We start from the raw sequence: 16932 nt of genomic DNA on the forward strand, positions 1-16932 counted from the left end.
AGTGGGTAGCTCGTACGAACGCAGCCGACTCGATCAGCCCGCGGTGGAGCACCTCGCTCAACTGGCCGCCAGGGCGACGTCGGTGACACCAGCACCCGTGCTGAACTACGTGAACCGCGGCGAGAAGCGGTACGTCCGGGTGCTCGGTCCCCACTGGGTGCTCGACCGCCGGATGGAGAACTCCGAACTCAAGGCTCCCAACGGATACAAGGAGGAGACTCACGTCGACGAGGTGTACGCCGTCCTGCAGGACGGATCGCTCGTGGTTGCGAGTATCACCGAGGAGATCGTGATCGCGCCGTCGCGAAACATCACGGCGTACCACGACTCGCACACCCTCCGACCGATGACGGACGCCGACATCCAGGCATTCGACTTCGCAAAGGTGAGGTACGACTCGAGTCGTGTCTGGGGCGATCTGGTGAGAAACCGAAATGGTGTCGGCTCACCTCAGTGCTCCACTAAGGGGCAGGGTGTGACGGGCCTGCTCGAGGATCTACTCCGAGGGCGCACGAAGAATCTTCCGGGACCCCTTGGCGGACTGCAGGATCCGGCGCTTGAAAGCCTGCATCGGGCCGAGAAGTCGGCCGCTGCGAGCGCGACTCGGCGGCGAAACCGCAAGTCGCTGCTCGAGACGGTGAATGAGCGCGTGAAGTTCGCCGCTCTGGCGTGGCTCTTCATCGCGGGCGTGATCGTCCTCGCGAACTACCTGGTCTCGCGCGGGCCGGGTTTCGTGGACGGCAGCTACTGGGTGGCGGCGGCGATCATCGTCGCATCGGTCGCCGGTGTCACCGCGGTTGACTTCGTGATCGGCCGCGGTAAGGACACGGCCTTCGTGTTCGGTGCGGCAGTGGGACTCGCGCTGGCGATCTACCTGACTATCAACGATGCGGGTGTCGAGGACGTCGGCGTGAGCCTCATCCCCTTCTCCCTTGCGGCTGTATCGGGGCTCGTCCTCTACGGCGTAGCAGCGCTGAGTGACCGGGTGCCGGGACGCTGACCCACCACCCCTTCGTGCCTCGCATGGGGGATCGCTGTTCTCTGTGGCGTGCGGGGCTTCCGGCGCTGTCGAGATGAAGTGAGGGAGTGGGAAATGTTTGGTGTGATGCGGTTTGTGGCTGCTGTGGTGGTTGCGGTGGCGGTGTTGGCCGGTGTGGGGTTGGGTGCGGCGGGGGTGTCGGAGGCGACGACGGGTGGCTGCCGGGATGGGAGGTGCACGGTGTACTTGTCGAAGGCGGAGACGCGGGCGTTGTCGGAGGGGCGGGCGCCGGGGTTGCCTGCGGGGGTTCCGTGGCAGATCAGGGCGTCGTACTTCGCGTTGGTGCAGGGGCATCGGTGGATTGCGGGGCAGTATGCGAATCGGGGGTGGTGTTCGGCGTTCCGGTTGTCGATCTATCCGTGGGAGGGGCAGGGGTACAACGGGTATCGCTGCTGAGGTGGCGGGGTTCGGTGGGTGCTACGGCGCCCACCGAACCCGGTTCGGTCAGGAGGTTTCGTCGAGCCTGCGTGCTCGGAGTTCGTGACCACGTGAGGTGAGGCAGCGACCGGTGTCCAGATTCCAATCCCAGCCGTGCAGGTTGCACGTCAGCTTATTGCCTTCCACGACACCGAATTTCGATAGATCGGCCTTGAGGTGCGGGCATCGGCGCTGCACCTCCCAGCCGTCGATGACGATGCTGGCGCTGTCGTCGTGCGCCTCGGCGTAGTAGCCCTCGGCGTACGCGATTCGCTCGGCTGTGAGGCATTTGAAGAACGTGTAGAGGAACTCGTTGTATCCGCCGACGCGGCGCGCCTTGAAGCGCGTGGACAGGAAGATGCTGTTGACCCAGTCCGGTTCGTCGTCACGTACCGCGGTCCGGACGAGGGACGCGTCGATATCGAGTTCGTAACGGAACTTCTCGTTGCCGATCGGTTCGCGCACAATGCGTTTGGGAAAGTCTAGGACTATATCCTCGGTGCTTAGTCTGAGCACGACCGGATACCCGATACCGTCGCAGACGAGTGGTGACAACTCCATCAGCGGCTCGAATTTCGAGCGCAGCGGCGCGAGGAGTGACGGTCCCTCCGTCGGCGCCCAGGCGGCCTTCTCGGCGGCGATCACGGGGGCCTGCCGCTCGGCGTAGGCCTCGATGTAGGCGGCCTTCCCCGTGGTGAAGATCGCCTCTGCCTCGGCCGTGGGAATCGGATGTTCCAGTGACATCAGGGAGGACCCTGAGAGTGTGGCCTCGGTGCCCGGAATCATCAGCAGTCCGTTGTCGAGACCGTGCTGCCGCATCTGGTCGATGAAGACCACCTGGTCGGGGAAGATGTTGGCCGGATCGTCGTACACGTCGTTGAGTCGTCGCAGCGAGTCGTCGAGGAAGCACGGGGGTCCGGCGCTCGGCACCACCCACGCCGGTTCGATCTGGTTGATGTACTGACGGCAGCGGTCCATCTGGCGCTGCCGCTTCTGAATCGCGAACGCATCCTTGGCCCGCTGCGGCATGTCGTAGACCATCGGGTACCAGATGGCGCCCGAGTACTGCACCATGAACACGTCGACGGGGCCGAACTGCTCATCCAGCACGTCGAGGTCGACGGGCCGCGAATCGTTCATGTTGAACGCCACGGTCCGTCCGTCGGACACCACCAGACCCGAATCGCCGATCGGACCGTCCGCTGGTGCACGCAACGCGATGATCATGATCTCGAGGTCGCCGTCGGGAGCGGGGATCCGGTACTTCGTCGAGTTGTCGGTCTCGAGGAACTTCGTGAACCCGAGCCGCTCGAGTTCGTGCTTGAGGTCGGGCACCGGATAGTCGGGGAGCAGGACCGTGGTGTCCTTGCTGACATTCTCGGCCAGATTGCGGGGATCGAAGTGGTCCTTGTGGAGGTGCGAGACGTACAGGTAGTCGCATGCTCCGAGGTGCTTCCAGTCCAACTGCGAGTTGTCGGGGAACGGGAACCATGATGCGTAGTACGCCGGATTCACCCAGGGGTCACACAGGATCGTCGCACCGTTGGCCGCGATGTGGAACCCCGCGTGACCCACACTTGTCACCTTCATCTGATCCACGGTAGCGCAGCGCTTGCGCAGGTCACCACGTGCTGACGGTCACGTCATCGGTCCGATAGGAGGTCTGCGCAGACAACGCCGGGTACGCCCTTCTGGCTTCGTCGCGATAGGTGATGAGCGCCACCCGACCATCGGCCACGAGCAACCCCGGCGGAGGGTGCAGGGGCAACTCCGCGCCGGCCAGCAGACGACCCGAACCCGACGTCGTCGTGGCCACGACGGCCGGACCGGACGGCCGGGTGTGGGGGGTCGTCTTGAAACCGGCATGAGTGTCACGTCGCCCTTCGGCGGTGTGCACGCCGCTGTTGATCGCGGTCTCGACGAGTTCCGCCAGCAGTCGCTCGCGCCCGAGTCGGTGCGCGAGTTCGAACGCCCGCCGCGCCGCGTACTCAGTACTCGCCCGCCAGGCGAAGCGCGATGCCGCCGTCGGAAACTGGAATCGAAGCGAGTCCAGCGCCAGCAGGGCGGGCACCAGGACGTAAGGCGCGTCGTCGTCGGATAACACCGACGCCGTCTCCACCGCGCACCGTGCCGCCCACTCGTCGAGGCCGAGATGTCGGAAGCGGCGGCTCGCCGACGCGAGTGCTTCCTGCGCCTCGTCGAACGCGCCGCGCTCGGCGTGCAACCGACCGAGGCCGAGTTCGCACATCGCGACAGACCGCTCCTGGCCCGGCAGTCGAGTGAACTCGCTGCTGGCGGCCCGGTAGTCGCGCTCGGCCGCGGGCAGGTCACCCGCGTCGTGACGCTCCACGCCGACGTTGAGGAGGCACGTCGCAGCCAATTCGAAACGTCCCGCCGCGGCGAGGACGGGTTGCGCCGCTTGGTACTCGGCGATCGCCGACTCCGATGTCGAGGTGCCGCCGACCCGGCCTGCGACGGCGATGTTCAGTCGGCAGATCGCGGCGGCGACGGCGTCACCTGCAGCGTCGTAGGCGCGGCGCGCCTCTGCGTACTCCCTGATTGCGGCGTCGGCGTCACCACACTGCATGTAGGTGAAACCCAGGTTGGCGGTGCAGGTGTTGACCATGGTGTCGGCCCCCATTGCCGACGCGTGGACGCGGATACGGGTCAGATCCTCGATTGCGACCTGGTAGCGACCGGTCGCCGCCGCGACCAGTGCACGCTCGGCCTCGATCGCGGGTCGCAGTGTCGCAGCGTCGTCCTGCATCTTGTCGGAGATCTCCAGGGCCCGGCACAGCGCGTCCTCGGCGGCATCGTAGGAGCCCATCGAAAGATGCACTGCAGCAAGGGCTTGAGCACACGAAACCTGCTGGCGATCAATGATTTTACGCGTCTCGTAGTAGGCGAAGGCGCTGCCGAGTAGCGACACGGCGGTCGTGATGTCGCCGCGCAGGTAAGCGATCCTGCCACGTGCCTGATGCAGTGGCGCGACGTGATTGCGGCGCTCCTTCGGTATCTCGGGTTCCAGTTCGGTCAGCAAGGACTCTGCGTCGTCGAGTGCACCCCCCTCGATGAGCGACTGGCTCAGGTATAGGCCGGCGCGCGCCGCGAGAACAAGATCCATGTCGTCTTCCAGGAAACACCGCCGCGCCTCGACGAATTCAGATGCTGCACCGTGGAAGTCGCCTGATTCCAGCTTGCGCTTGCCGCGTTCCAGAGCGGCTTCGCACGTCTCCCACAGGTCAGGCGAGGCCACGGAACACATTCGGATAGCGGCCGGAGCGCCTAACCATGTGCGCCGCATGCCTCAGGCGCCTGCGGATGCTGGCGTTCGCCGCCCGTACGTCAAGCAGTTCGAGGTCGGGGTCGGTGTCGATGCGCGAGCGGCGGTACGCGTGTCGCCCGGCGAGCCACGAGCCGTAGCTCGCGGCCTGAGGTCCACTCAAGTCAATCAGGCAACGGTAGGGATCGCTGCGGCCGAGATTGTCAAGAATGCCCGCGTTGTGGTTGTTCTCGGCGAGTGCGTGGGAGCACGCGACGGTGTCCAATCGCCCGCCGACGGCCTCGACGAAGTAGCGGGGCAGGCCGTCACGCACTTTGGTCAGCTGGTCGCGGCTCTTGACGTAGGGGTGGCGGGAATGGGTCATGAAAGACCACAGCAGCACGTTGCGGGTCAGATCCATCCGATGTGGCACGGTCAGCTTCGGGTGCCTGAGGTCTGCGAGCGAAACCTCGGTGATCCGCCGGTACATCCGCCCTACCTCGTCTAGGTAAGGCGGGTGGGCGTCCCGATTACCCTGCGGCACACACATTTCGAGCAGCGATGCGAGCAGGAGCGCGCGCATGTACATGATGTCCGCGGTGAGCACCCATGACGTCACCGCAAGCGTCCGTTGCTCGGGGTCGGGCGTGGGGTCCAGTGCCCGCGCGAGCCGAATGTCGTCGAGGATCATGCACGCTCGTCGCCCAGCTTCCGCGCCGGCTCGCGCGATGATCCGCATGGGCGTCAGCTCCAGATCGGGGTCCAGCGCCGTCTCCGGTGGTTCGCCCGTGAGCTGACGCGCCCGTGCATCGGGATCCGATTCGACGAGTCCGGCCTCGACGTTCCTGATCAGTTGGCCGCACTCCTGTAAGTACACCTGCTGCATGGCCTCGCTGCGCACGCCCGCCGACGCTGCGGCGCCGTCGGTGTACTCGTAGGCACGATGCGCGCGGTTCGTCTGATGGAAGGCGCCGGTGTAGTTGTCCAGCTTGCTGGCCGCCATCGAGAGCGTCCTGACCAGCAGTCCGCAGTAGTAGCCGAGTTCCGGAGCATCACGACGGCGATCCCGCAACTGCACGACAGGCACGCGCAACAACTCGATCAGATCGCGCGGCGGCAGTTCCCCTGCCAGCGTCGTGGACACGATGTGGAGCGCCTCGGCCTCGAAAACCGTTGCCTGAGAGGACACTCCCTCCTTGATCACGATCGTGTTCGCGAGGCGTCTCGCGAACTGCTCCCGGCGCTCCCTGGTCTGCTGCCGAGCCTGGTAGGCCCTGGCCGGGAGGTCCTGATAGTCGCCCAACGCCATCGGCGGGTACTGGTTCATGTACGCCGACTGGCGATACAGCGGGCCGAAGGATTCAGCGGGCAATGAGCGTCCTCGTCCGGTTAGAGTGCTGACCGAGAGTCACCAGGTTACCGCGGCGCCGGGCCGGGGTGGGGAGGAAGGCCGACACGTGACCGAACAAATGCTGCCGCTTGAACCCATGGGGGATTACCTGCTCGGTGAGGACCGGGGCAATGACAACTGCCCGACGAGCCTCGTGCTCCCCGACGAGTTTAAGCATCCGTATTTGGCACGGGTTCTGGCGATCGGTCCCAAAGTGCAGTCCGAGAAGCTCGTCAAGGACGTCACCGTGGTCTTCAAGGAGAAAGCCGCGGTCGAGGTGTACGTCGAGTCGAAGCACTACCTGCTAATTCGCGAAGGCGACGTGATCGCCTGCTTAATTCGCTGACGCGGCCGCCAACCACTCGGGGGCCGGGTCGTCGAACGAGCAATTCACCAGATCGCACTCCGGTCCGAGTCGCACGTCGAAGGCCCGCTCGACGCCCTCTCTGATGTGCGCGGCGAACGCCATAACCTCGCCGGTGGTAGCGCCGCCCCGATTGGTCACCGCCAGCGCGTGTTTCGTCGACAGCCGCACGCGTCCCCGACCCCACTGGGCGCCGTAACCGGGAGCGAACCCGGCGTGGTCGATGAGCCAACCCGCGGGAAGCTTCACACCCGCGACGTCGGGGTATGTCGGGCAGTCGCGCGCTTTCACGGGAATCGACGGTAGGACGGGGTTGATGAAGAACGAGCCAACACTCCACGTGTCGTGATCGTCCGCGTCGAGGAGCATCGCGCGTTCGCGGCGTAACTCGAGCACGGCCGCGCGGACGTCGTCCGTGGCCGCCACGTCTCCCACGTTGAGGGCGAGTCGCTGCGCAAGTCCTGCGTAAACGATAGGGCGTGACGTCCCCGTCTGGTCGAGTGCGAACCGAACGGACAAAATGACCCACCGGTCGGAGTGCTTGAAGATCGACTGCCGATGGCTCCCGAAGCCGCACGCTCCGCCGGGGATTGTGACGATTTCGCGAGTGCGTCGGTCGAAGGCCTGGACGTCGTGCAGGAACTGCGACACCAGCGCACCGTAGGCGCCGACGTTCTGCACCGGTGTGCCGCCCGTCGACCCCGGCACACCCGACAACGGCTCCAGCCCACCGAGTCCCGCGTCGAGCGTCCGCGTGACCACGTCGTCCCAGTGCACTCCGGCGTCCACGGTGACCGTCGCGCCGTCGATGTCGAACCCGCCGGTCCGGACGTGCACGGCGATCCCGTCGAAGCCACCGTCGCCGACAACGAGATTGGAGCCCTCGCCGAGCACCACCACCGGTGTGCCTGCGACGTCGGCCGCCGACACGGCCTCGACCAGGTCAGCGGTCGTGTGCACCGCGGCGTACTCGGCCGCGTCACCGCCCAACCGCATCGTCGTCAACTCGGCGAAGCTCTTCCGCACACGCCAACGGTACCGGCGTCCCCGGCTTAGCCGACGAGGCGGGGGTGTTCGCGGCTGACCGCTCGCACAGCAGGCGCATCGACCAGATGGCGGACCGGATCTCCTGCAGCCACTGGGCTGTCGTCCATTCCCGCGCACGGCCGAGTGCGCACTCGTGCCGATAAGGGCCCCCACTGTTGTGATCGGCGTGCCACGACCGACGTTCAGCGCGGCGAGTGCCTGCGCGTGCTGGAACGGGCCGTGAATCGCCGAGGTCACGACGAGAACGCGGGTGGTCGCGCCGACATCGGTGGCGGTCTGGAGGAAGAAGCGGTAGGTGTCCGTCGTCGTGGCTCTGGACTTGCCGGGCTCGCCGGGCGCCGCTGCCAGCGCCGTCACGCGCGGCGGTCCCGCGGTCACCAACCGCACCTCGCTCGGCTCGGGATGTGCGGCGCTGCGCGTACCGCACGACACCCCGAGCATGAGCTCGAGGGGCCGCGGTCATCGCGTCCAGCCCGTCGCCGACGCCTAGGCCGCGGTTCAGCAGCTCGACCATGAGTTCCGCGCGTAGCAGACAGCTGTCGAGGCGGGCACCCATCACAAGCGCGTGTCGGTTTTCACCCAACTCCGCGGCGACGTTCGGCGTCGGTTCTCGGTAGATCCGCGCGATCAACGCACCCGCGGCCGATGTCGCACCGGTGGCGAACTCGACCTCTTCGGCCTCCCATCGTTCCCCGCCCTGACGAAAGTCGAAAATGGACTGCGAGATCCGGTCAGCCCCTTCGAGACGGGCACCGATCCCGCCGGCGCTGAGCCGCTCACCGAAGGTCGCGAGCAGGACCGCCATCTCGTCTGATTCGAGCCAGTCGGCGATCGCCTGCAAGAGCGATTCCGGCCCGTCCGTGCCGTCCGCGAAATCGATGACCGAGAACTGCACAGCCTCGGTGGAATCCACGCGCCGCCTGCTCAACTGCGTCACCGCCCCAGTATGCCCAACTGCCCGTGGGGGATCGCTGCTCCCTTCGTCAGAACACGACGACCTGAGGAGGTCCCATGAAGGAGATTCCCGCCAACGAGTTCGAGCCTGTAATTCGTGAGCATGTCACGCTCGGCGCACTGCGCCAGTACGACGAGGAGCAGGCGATACGGCTGCGTCGCGAGATTCCGACGGTGCTCGGAGGGCTTCTCGCGGAAGTGCCAGGGGCGCTCTTCGAGCTGACGGTGCGCACGGGGGTCGACGGTGTCGTCGGAATCGCACTGGCGGCGGAAGCCGGCGCCATGACGTGGCAACTGCTCGCCGAGGCGGGCTCGGTGCTCGATCAGGTGGCGGAGGTTCGGGAGCACGCCGAGTACGGACGTGCCAGTGTGTGGCCCGTCGTCTGCCGTGGTTCGTCCGGCCAGCTCGGTTTCGTGTCCCCGATCGACGACACGCGACCGGCCGCGGTGTACGACCTGATCGACGGTTCGGCGGTCGACATCGTCCGTCTGGTGGCCCCTCATGCCGGGGTCGGTGTGTCGGTGCGACTTCGCAACGCCGACCGCCCCGCGGCGGCGGATCCGGCCTGGGAGGCGGAACTTGCGGTACTCACCGACGGAGCGCCGCCGCCGCTCCGCCTTCGCGCGGAGCTTCGCGATCGGCTCCGAGGTCTCGCGATCTCGGCCGACCGAGGGGCGGCGGCGACCGTGGTCAGACTCGATGCGGCACAGCTGCCCTCGATCTTCGCGGTTCCCGTGGCGGGCGAGGCGTCGCTACCCGGCGTTCCCCCCGGTGGGGCTGCGACCCTGCCGATGCAGCCCAACCGTGAGAGCGACGGCGCGGACGACCACGTCGTCCGACTGGGGTCCGCGATGAGCACGGCCGGGCACCTCGTCGATGTTCGGCTCGGAGCGAACGAGCGGCTGCGACATGTGCACGTCATCGGACGGACCGGGACGGGGAAGTCGTCGTTCCTGGCTGGATTCACGCACGGCGTCGCAGCGGGAGACGACGGCATGCTGGTGCTCGACCCGCACGGACAACTGGTTGACCGGATCGTCGCGGAACTGCCCGCCAGCGCGATGGCGAGGACGTGGCTGGTGCGCTGCGGCGACGTCGCCAATCCGGTGCCGTTGAACCCGCTCGCCGAGGACGATGTCCTGCGCCGCGAGATCGCGATCGACGACGTGTGCGAGATGTTCCAGCATCTGTTCGACAGGAAGCACACCGGGATCGTGGGTCCGCGTTTCCGCGAGCGTGTCTCGATGGGGCTGCGCGCACTTGCCGCGGTACACGGACCGAGGGCGACGCTCCTGGATGTTCCGGCCGCACTGGCCGACGAGGCGTTCATGCGGAAGGCCGTCGCCGCTGCCGACGATGACCGGCTCAAGGCGTGGCTCGCCAACGACGTTGCGAGCCAACGATCCAACGAGTACGGCGAGGTCGTGGCCTGGGTGAACAGCAAGTTCGAGCCGTTCACGTCGACGAGTGCGATGCGGGCCGTGTTGGGCAGCGGTGAGGACGCGATCGACATGGCCGACGCCATGGACAGCGGCCGCATCATCCTGGTCGACCTCTCGAAGAGCGCGCTCGGCGAGTCCGCCACCCGACTGCTGGGCTACCTGTACCTCAATCGGGTGTGGATATCGGCACTGCGGCGCACGGATACCGCGCGACCGTTCACCGTCGTCGTCGATGAGGCGCAGGCGCTGGCAGCGGGAGCGCTGTCGTCGATGCTGTCGGAGGGACGCAAGTTCGGGCTGTCCGTGGTGCTCGCCCACCAATACCTCGGCCAGCTCGACGATGAGGTCCGGCCCGCCGTCGATGGCAACGTCGCGACGACGGTGTCGTTTCGCGGGGCCGTCGCCGACAGCGCCGAGATGCACCAGCGGTTCGGGGCCAAGGTGGGTGTGCCGACTTTGACGACGCTGCCCGATCTATCGGCCGTCGTACAGCGGACGGCCGCCGAGTTCCCGACCGAACCGCACACGCTCGTCGTCGATCACAACGACCGTGTTGCCGGGCGCGTGGGTGCCGAACTCGATCGTTTCGTCGGCGTACTGGAGGAGCAGCGCAACCGCGAGTTGGTCGACGCGTTTCGGGAGCGCACATCCGCTGCCGCCGCCGGCCATTCGGCTGTGACGTCCCCCGTTCCTCCACCGCCTGCACCGCGTCCGTCGGCGAAGGCACCGGGATTCCTCGACGAGTGGCTCGCCAACCGCGATCGGGAGAGCGCCGACGCCTCGTAAGGGCCGGTGGGGGATCGCTGTGGTGGGTGGCCTGCGGGCTTCCGGCGCTGTCGTTGTGGTGTGAAGGAGTGGAAAATGGTTGGTGTTCGGCAGGGTGTGGGGCGGTTGGTGGCGTGGTTGTCGGCGGCGGTGGTTGCGGTGGCGGTGTTGGCCGGTGTGGGGTTGGGTGCGGCGTGGTTGTCGGCGGCGACGACGGGTGGCTGCCGGGATGGGAGGTGCACGGTGTACTTGTCGAAGGCGGAGACGCGGGCGTTGTCGGAGGGGCGGGCGCCGGGGTTGCCTGCGGGGGTTCCGTGGCAGATCAGGGCGTTGTACTTCGCGTTGGTGCAGGGGCATCGGTGGATTGCGGGGCAGTATGCGAATCGGGGGTGGTGTTCGGCGTTCCGGTTGTCGATCTATCCGTGGGAGGGGCAGGGGTACGACGGGTATCGCTGCTGAGGTGGCGGGGTTCGGTGGGTGCTACGGCGCCCACCGAACCCGTCCACCGCATTTGGAACAGCCCGTGCCTTGTCTTGTAGACCCGCATTTCGCCCGAACGGTCGGAGGCTGGCCGCTTTGACATTCGCTACTGGGAGCGGTTGAGGAGTCTGACCGCGCCGTCGATCGACTCCTGGATGAGTTCCTGCTTGCCGCTGTCGGGAAAGTCCATTCGAGAGTTCAGCCCGTCGATGATCGCCGTCGACCAACTACTACCGTCGCGTGGTGGTCTGCCGTACGTCTCAAAGAACAGTTCGACGTCCCACTCGTTGGATACCTGAGTCAGATATCGCTGAACTGCGATGACCAGCACTTCACCGAGCGCGCCGTCAGCACGGTTCAGCGAGACTTGATCGTCTGGCAACCCAGCGGCCCGGCGAACAGCCTCCGCCTCGTTCAAAAAGGTCTCCCTTGCGAATGCGATCGAATCGCACGATCGTTGCGTTCTACGGCCGCCATGGTCAAGTGGGTCCGGCGATGTGACTGACCGTTCGGCTGCTCAGCGTATCTGTGTTGGACGCTGAACGTCCCGATAGAAGCGGCGACCACGGCTCAAAGCAACGACTCGAGGGTGACGTCGCGATGTCCTGTCAGGGAGTTGGGCAGTTGCCGCAGCGGTGGGGCAATCACCGGGGACGTGCCCGTACATTGTGGGCCATGACGATCGTTGGTCTCGAGTGCATAGCGAAAGTTGCCGCGAAGGATTGGCGGCAAGCGTGCTGAAGGAAACCCAGCAGCTGACTGCCGCGGAGGGGTCAACCCCGGCGGCGAGGGCAGACCACGTTTTCGACTTCGCCGCTGCGTGGCTCTTCAGCCCAGCGATGGCGGACCTTCTCGCCCTTTTTGACGAGGAGATGCCACCGAGCTCGACCCAGCCCGACGATCCCATTACGTCCGGCGGCTGGCTTCATCTCAACGAGGAGTTGCCACGCTGGCTCGAGCAGATTGTCGACAACACACAGCCGGTCAGTGTGGGCCTTACACGTGAATACGTAGGCATCCTCCGAAGGACATTGTCGCTTGAGCGGCAGGTCGCTGAGCACTTCAACTTCCGCGGCGGCCAAGGCGGCCAGTACCGAGAGAGAGCACAAGCGTCTGCGGCCACCTTTGATAACGCCCTGCGTGGCGACATAATCGACTGCTCACGTCGACTAGGGCTGGTTGATCCAGAAGCACCACGACACAGCAGTTATGACATGACTCTGGTGCTGGGCGGCGGCTACAAGTCACCCCAGCTCCGTTCTCAGCTTGCCGCGGACCTGGCGGCCAGTGGAACGGGACTCGGGCGGTTGTACTTTCTCGGCAGTCCCAGGTTTCTGATAGACGAGCCTCCCGAGGCAGCAGAGGTCGCATACTACGCCGAGCAGGCACGAGACGAATTCGACCTTATGGCCGCGGGAGCGCACCGGGCATTCGGATTGACAGTGAGTACGCCGATGTACCTTTGCGGCTGCAGATCAGCAGACGACCTCTGTCCGACGTGGCTGGATTCACATTCGGGCGATTCGATCGACACGCCACCGGAATACACCCATGAGCGCAAGGCGGATTTGACTGATTCCCGACGGATTAATCAAGGTGCGGTGCTGTCCGCGAGTACTCACCGGCCACCGTATCGTCCTGACACCACTGATACGTTCGCACTCTGGACGCGGGTAGCAAATCCACGCATTGGACAACGCGCGCTTGTTGTCACCACTCAGGTGTTCGTCCCGTTCCAGACCTTTGACGGGATCAAGCGGCTCTACCTAGACCACGGAGTCGAGGTCGACGCGGTCGGCTTTGGTGCGGACTGGGGGGACAGGCCCCTTACGGCTGAATACGTGCTCCAGGAGACACTTTCAGCGATCCGGTCCGCGAGAAGAATGCTTGTCTATGCTTGCGACATACTTCGCGCGGGCTAGGGAATGTGACGCCCTCGGCCACGGTCGAGTTGCGTGGATGCCCACGAGCTTGCAGCCCCGCTTCGTCTCGCGGCGCTTATACGCTGCAGCCTTCGCAGAAGTGGCGTCGGTGTGAGGTTGGAGCTTCTTCACGGGGAAGCGTCGACGAGAACGTTGGTCCGCCAGTCTTCGATATCGCGCAGGCTCCCAGCAGCGAGTCGAAGCGCCATACATTGAGAAGTTCGTCGCCCAGGCGACCGTCGAACGACGTGATCCAGGCGCTCTGCCATGCCGAGCCAGGATCGATGAAAAGTGAATCGGTACTGTTGAATCGACCCCGATCGGCCGCATCGTGGACCACGAACTCACGCACGTTATCGACACGCACAAAGTGCGGCGTCCCCAAGCACAAGCGTCAGCCGCGATCCAACGCATCGACCATGCCATCGGCGTCGACGCCGCGACCCATCTCAATCGCTAGCGCTTCAAGGGTGAACTTCTTTATCACGTTCAACACTTCCGACGTGCGGCCACCGGCGGTCGTGTCGAACTGAAAGTCCCTCGCCCAGAGCGCATCGGACGAATCTCGGAGACATCGCGGTTGCGTCCAGCAGAGTGGTGTACGAGTCGGACCTGATCAGCGGTACCGGCGTGTCGTAGCCGAGTCATTGAAGGTCATCGCGTGATTCTTCGAGGGACCCGTCAAAGTCACTCGAGCAAAGGAACCACGCGATGACCGCTGCCCACAATATCGACCTGCCCACCGTGCTGGCCGAACGACTCACCACCACCCACCCCGACGTGCTGCGCGAGCTGCTCGCCACGTTCATCCACACCCTGATGGGCGCCGAGGCCGACGCCCTGTGCGGCGCCGGATACGGTGAGCGTTCGGCGCAGCGGACCAACTCCCGTAACGGTTACCGGCACCGCGAATTCGACACCCGCGCAGGCAGTCTGGATCTGGCGATCCCCAAGCTGCGGCACGGATCGTACTTCCCGGACTGGCTGCTGGAACGTCGCAAACGCGCGGAGCGGGCCCTGACGACTGTGGTCGCGACCTGCTACCTGCTCGGCGTCTCCACCCGGCGGATGGACAAGCTCGTCGAAACTTTCGGCATCACGCCGCTGTCGAAATCGCAGGTGTCGGTGATGGCCAAGGAACTCGACACCGCCGTCGAGGCGTTCCGCACCCCTTGGACGCCGCCCCCTACACGTTCGTCGCCGCCGACGCCCTGGTACTCAAGGTCCGCGAAGGCGGCCGGGTGGTCAACGTGCACGCCCTGATCGCCGTCGGAGTCAACGCCGAGGGCTACCGCGAGATCCTCGGCATCGACGTCACCACCGCCGAAGACGGGGCCGGCTGGCTGACGTTCTGGCGATCGCTGACCGCCCGCGGCCTGTCCGGGGTCAAGCTCGTCACCAGCGACGCCCACGCAGGGTTGGTGGCCGCCATCGGGGCCACACTGCCCGGCGCAACGTGGCAGCGGTGCAGAACGCATTACACGACCAATCTGATGGCCATAACCCCGAAGGCGTCGTGGCCGTGGGTGTGCACCCTTTTGCATTCGGTGTTCGACCAACCGGACACCGAATCCGTTGCAGCCCAGTATGACCGGATCATCGACGCGCTGTCCGACCAGCTACCCAAGGTGGCCGACCACTTGGAGGCAGCCCGGCCGGACCTGCTGGCGTTCACCGGGTTCCCCAAGCAGATCTGGTCCCAGATTTGGTCGAACAATCCCCAGGAACGGCTCAACAAGGAGATACGGCGGCGCACCGACGTCGTCGGCATCTTTCCCGACCGCGACGCCCTGATCCGTCTCGTCGGCGCCGTCCTGGCCGAGCAACACGACGAATGGGCCGAGTCCCGGCGCTACCTCGGCCTCGACGTCCTGAGCAAATCACGCACCGTCAACGACACCCCGACCGAACAGGAGGCCACCCCCGCGGCACTCCACCGCCTGAACCATCACCACGAAGAATCACACGACGACGCCGTACACTACGTCCCTGGACTTGACCGACATCGCACCCACGGCGGCCCTGATGCCGGCGGGGTACAAGGGCTACCCAGCGATGCCACGTCGACTCCGCTATCTCCAGGTTGCCGTACGTCCGAGGGCAGCAAGCTCCCAGGCACCGGCCAGGAACCGTTCGAGGTGGCGGCGTGTCCGGTCGAGGTCGGCGCTGTTCAGGTTGGCTCCGTTTAACCGCCCCGCCAGGTGCTTACGTTGAAGAGGAGATCGGGCTACATGACCGACTTTGTGGAGATGTTCCGACACTGGCACTTTCACGTTGCGGCCCACGCGCGCGACGTTAGGGCTCGCGATCGCTACGTCGGCCGAGAGCTCCCCCGTCACCCGCTGTTCTCTGATAGATCAACCCTCCTGCGCGATGGACAGCCATTCGTCGAGAGTGATCCCAAATGCCTGCGCTTGGCAAAGTTCTGCGTCCCGGCGCACCGCGACACGCGGGTCGACCCATTCGATGAATTCACGCTCAGGGTGGCTGGCGTCGCGCATGTGGATGAAGTAGTCGTATCCGCCGTAACCATCCACTCGATCGCGCCGTATGCGACCTGGCAGCGGGAGACGGTAAAGTGCGGTGCCCTTCACTCCGACGTCCAGCAGTTCCGCAGCAGAGCGGTGAACAAGCTGGTCGAAGGTCATGTAGCTGAGTGCGATTGATCTCTGGTCGGCGTTTTCGAGTAGGGAAGCTTGGTTGAGAGAGAGCTCGCCTTTAATGATTCTGGTATACAAGTTTTCGCTGAATCGCGTACCGCGCAGGAAGTAGTAACCGCTGCCGTCCGACCACTCAACGGCCATTTGTCCGTTGTCATTGTGGAGCACATCTGGCCGGTCCTCCAGTCGCCGCAGTGACGGCCTGGGAACGATGAGTACATCCTTATTCGCAGGGATCATCCAGCCGAGGCCATGTTTGCGGGCGACGCGAATGGCGTGAGAGAAGCGCGCCCAATGTGCCGCGGAGACGACGGTATGGCTGAGGTACCACGGACTCGCTGCTCTTCTTGAGTTGTCGTTCGCCCATTCGATAAGCGATAGGTCGTAGACGATACGTTCAACTGTTGTCCCGCGCATCCCGTTGTTCGAGCTCGGGAAGTCACTACCGCTGCGGCGACTGGCGATTGTCTTCCAACGCCGGTCAGGACCGATGCGGTCGATTATTTCGAAGGCCTTCTCGAGCTTGTAAACGACCCGGCAGCGCGATCGCGTGTAAACGTCACGCGATCGACAGAAGTCAGCGACCAGTTCAGTGAGCGCATCGACGTCGAATTCCACCCGCTCGGCCTAATCGCGGACGAGGCGTACCGCCGACCTTTTCTGTGGTATCGCGGGTTTGGGGGGGGTGACCGCAGGCTTCGTATCGCGCACCGGCGCTTCATCGGGGATCGGAGGCATACTCCGAACATCGAATTCCGTCTTGCGGATGATCCGCCACACGCCGGCCGGAACCAAAAGCTCCCGATGTTGCTGGTAGGACTTCCGGTGGCGAAGAGGGGTAGGAGTGTCGAGTGCAACGTAGAGCTCGCCGTTCGCCCCGGCCACCTGTGCAAACTCAACGTCGCCTTCAAGGACGTGATGGTGGCCGGATTCGCTGTGACCGACGATGCACTCTGCCGCCATCACTCGCGGACCGTCGGGCGCTGCAGCAACAGGAAGCAAGAGTATCTCGCCGTGTCGAATCGGAGTGCGCATAGTCAATTCTCCTCCAGGCCAGGATGATTCGGCCAACATACGCGCTGGCCTTTGTCCAGTGTGCGATTGAAGCGGCGCACTCGCCCATCGTACGTGTGTTCGAGTATCGGCGGTATAGGCTGATTGGACGACAGGGCCAAGCGTGGGGGATCCG

At 65.1% G+C, this 16932-nt stretch carries 14 protein-coding genes and 1 pseudogene; 7 read left to right on the forward strand and 8 right to left on the reverse strand.

Annotated elements, in window-relative coordinates; translation table 11 throughout:
• Window position 1: 1 nt before the first annotated feature.
• The gene (locus tag ABDC78_RS00625; protein ID WP_178357548.1) at window positions 2–1000 is read left to right on the forward strand and encodes a hypothetical protein; all 999 of its coding nucleotides are present in this window, start codon (window positions 2–4) and stop codon (window positions 998–1000) included.
• A 93-nt stretch (window positions 1001–1093) separates the two neighbouring features.
• Window positions 1094–1435: a hypothetical protein gene (locus ABDC78_RS00630; protein WP_347133283.1), complete on the forward strand. Its 342-nt coding sequence runs from the start codon at window positions 1094–1096 to the stop codon at window positions 1433–1435.
• A 48-nt stretch (window positions 1436–1483) separates the two neighbouring features.
• Here the strand turns inward: ABDC78_RS00630 and ABDC78_RS00635 are convergent, their stop codons facing one another.
• Genes ABDC78_RS00635 through ABDC78_RS00645 form a run of 3 tightly spaced genes read right to left on the reverse strand, consistent with a single transcriptional unit; the run spans window position 1484 to window position 6090 of the window.
• A complete protein-coding gene (locus tag ABDC78_RS00635) occupies window positions 1484–3046 on the reverse strand; it encodes an MBL fold metallo-hydrolase (RefSeq protein ID WP_178360330.1) in 1563 nt (520 codons plus the stop codon).
• Window positions 3047–3077: 31 nt separating this feature from the next.
• Window positions 3078–4712: a hypothetical protein gene (locus ABDC78_RS00640; RefSeq protein ID WP_178360331.1), complete on the reverse strand. Its 1635-nt coding sequence runs from the start codon at window positions 4710–4712 to the stop codon at window positions 3078–3080.
• Window positions 4699–6090 (reverse strand): hypothetical protein, encoded by a 1392-nt coding sequence (locus ABDC78_RS00645; protein WP_178360332.1) that lies wholly within the window; start codon window positions 6088–6090, stop codon window positions 4699–4701. The genes ABDC78_RS00640 and ABDC78_RS00645 overlap by 14 nt, the downstream gene beginning before the upstream one ends.
• A gap of 85 nt (window positions 6091–6175) precedes the next feature.
• Here ABDC78_RS00645 and ABDC78_RS00650 point away from each other — a divergent pair, with 85 nt between their 5' ends.
• On the forward strand, window positions 6176–6454 hold the full coding sequence (locus ABDC78_RS00650) for a hypothetical protein (RefSeq protein WP_178360333.1): 279 nt from the start codon (window positions 6176–6178) through the stop codon (window positions 6452–6454).
• Here the strand turns inward: ABDC78_RS00650 and ABDC78_RS00655 are convergent.
• Window positions 6443–7498 (reverse strand): UDP-N-acetylmuramate dehydrogenase, encoded by a 1056-nt coding sequence (locus tag ABDC78_RS00655; RefSeq protein ID WP_347133284.1) that lies wholly within the window; start codon window positions 7496–7498, stop codon window positions 6443–6445. The two genes, ABDC78_RS00650 and ABDC78_RS00655, sit on opposite strands and share 12 nt — an antisense overlap.
• Window positions 7452–8432, reverse strand: coding sequence for a hypothetical protein (locus ABDC78_RS00660; RefSeq protein ID WP_256736237.1), 981 nt, complete (start codon window positions 8430–8432; stop codon window positions 7452–7454). The genes ABDC78_RS00655 and ABDC78_RS00660 overlap by 47 nt, the downstream gene beginning before the upstream one ends.
• Before the next feature lie 98 nt (window positions 8433–8530).
• On the opposite strand from ABDC78_RS00660, the gene ABDC78_RS00665 reads away from it, so the two are divergent.
• Window positions 8531–10702, forward strand: a complete 2172-nt coding sequence (locus ABDC78_RS00665; RefSeq protein WP_178360336.1) for a DUF87 domain-containing protein — start codon at window positions 8531–8533, stop codon at window positions 10700–10702.
• 75 nt (window positions 10703–10777) lie between these two features.
• Entirely contained in the window at window positions 10778–11140 is a 363-nt protein-coding gene (locus ABDC78_RS00670; RefSeq protein ID WP_347133285.1) for a hypothetical protein, read from the forward strand.
• Window positions 11141–11267: 127 nt separating this feature from the next.
• On the opposite strand, the gene ABDC78_RS00675 is transcribed toward ABDC78_RS00670, so the two are convergent.
• Window positions 11268–11579: a hypothetical protein gene (locus ABDC78_RS00675; protein ID WP_178358999.1), complete on the reverse strand. Its 312-nt coding sequence runs from the start codon at window positions 11577–11579 to the stop codon at window positions 11268–11270.
• Between the two features lie 316 nt (window positions 11580–11895).
• Here ABDC78_RS00675 and ABDC78_RS00680 point away from each other — a divergent pair, with 316 nt between their 5' ends.
• Window positions 11896–13083 carry a hypothetical protein gene (locus ABDC78_RS00680; protein WP_178359000.1) on the forward strand — a complete coding sequence of 396 codons (1188 nt, stop codon included), beginning with the start codon at window positions 11896–11898 and terminating at the stop codon, window positions 13081–13083.
• A gap of 711 nt (window positions 13084–13794) precedes the next feature.
• Window positions 13795–14969, forward strand: a pseudogene (locus ABDC78_RS00685) (IS256 family transposase); the annotation flags it as partial.
• 471 nt (window positions 14970–15440) lie between these two features.
• On the opposite strand, the gene ABDC78_RS00690 reads toward ABDC78_RS00685, so the two are convergent.
• Window positions 15441–16361, reverse strand: a complete 921-nt coding sequence (locus tag ABDC78_RS00690; RefSeq protein ID WP_178359001.1) for a hypothetical protein — start codon at window positions 16359–16361, stop codon at window positions 15441–15443.
• A gap of 9 nt (window positions 16362–16370) precedes the next feature.
• Window positions 16371–16778, reverse strand: coding sequence for a hypothetical protein (locus ABDC78_RS00695; protein ID WP_256736081.1), 408 nt, complete (start codon window positions 16776–16778; stop codon window positions 16371–16373).
• Between the last annotated feature and the right edge of the window lie 154 nt (window positions 16779–16932).

It is taken from the genome of Mycobacterium sp. DL (assembly GCF_039729195.1).
In the GTDB taxonomy this organism is placed as follows: domain Bacteria; phylum Actinomycetota; class Actinomycetes; order Mycobacteriales; family Mycobacteriaceae; genus Mycobacterium; species Mycobacterium hippocampi_A.

Excerpts from the sequence above, each read along its gene's own strand:
- ABDC78_RS00635 (WP_178360330.1), bottom strand. The coding sequence starts at position 3,046 with ATGAAGGTGACAAGTGTGGGTCACGCGGGGTTCCACATCGCGGCCAAC.
- ABDC78_RS00695 (WP_256736081.1), bottom strand. The coding sequence starts at position 16,778 with ATGCGCACTCCGATTCGACACGGCGAGATACTCTTGCTTCCTGTTGCT.
- ABDC78_RS00630 (WP_347133283.1), top strand. The coding sequence starts at position 1,094 with ATGTTTGGTGTGATGCGGTTTGTGGCTGCTGTGGTGGTTGCGGTGGCG.
- ABDC78_RS00670 (WP_347133285.1), top strand. The coding sequence starts at position 10,778 with ATGGTTGGTGTTCGGCAGGGTGTGGGGCGGTTGGTGGCGTGGTTGTCG.
- ABDC78_RS00665 (WP_178360336.1), top strand. The coding sequence starts at position 8,531 with ATGAAGGAGATTCCCGCCAACGAGTTCGAGCCTGTAATTCGTGAGCAT.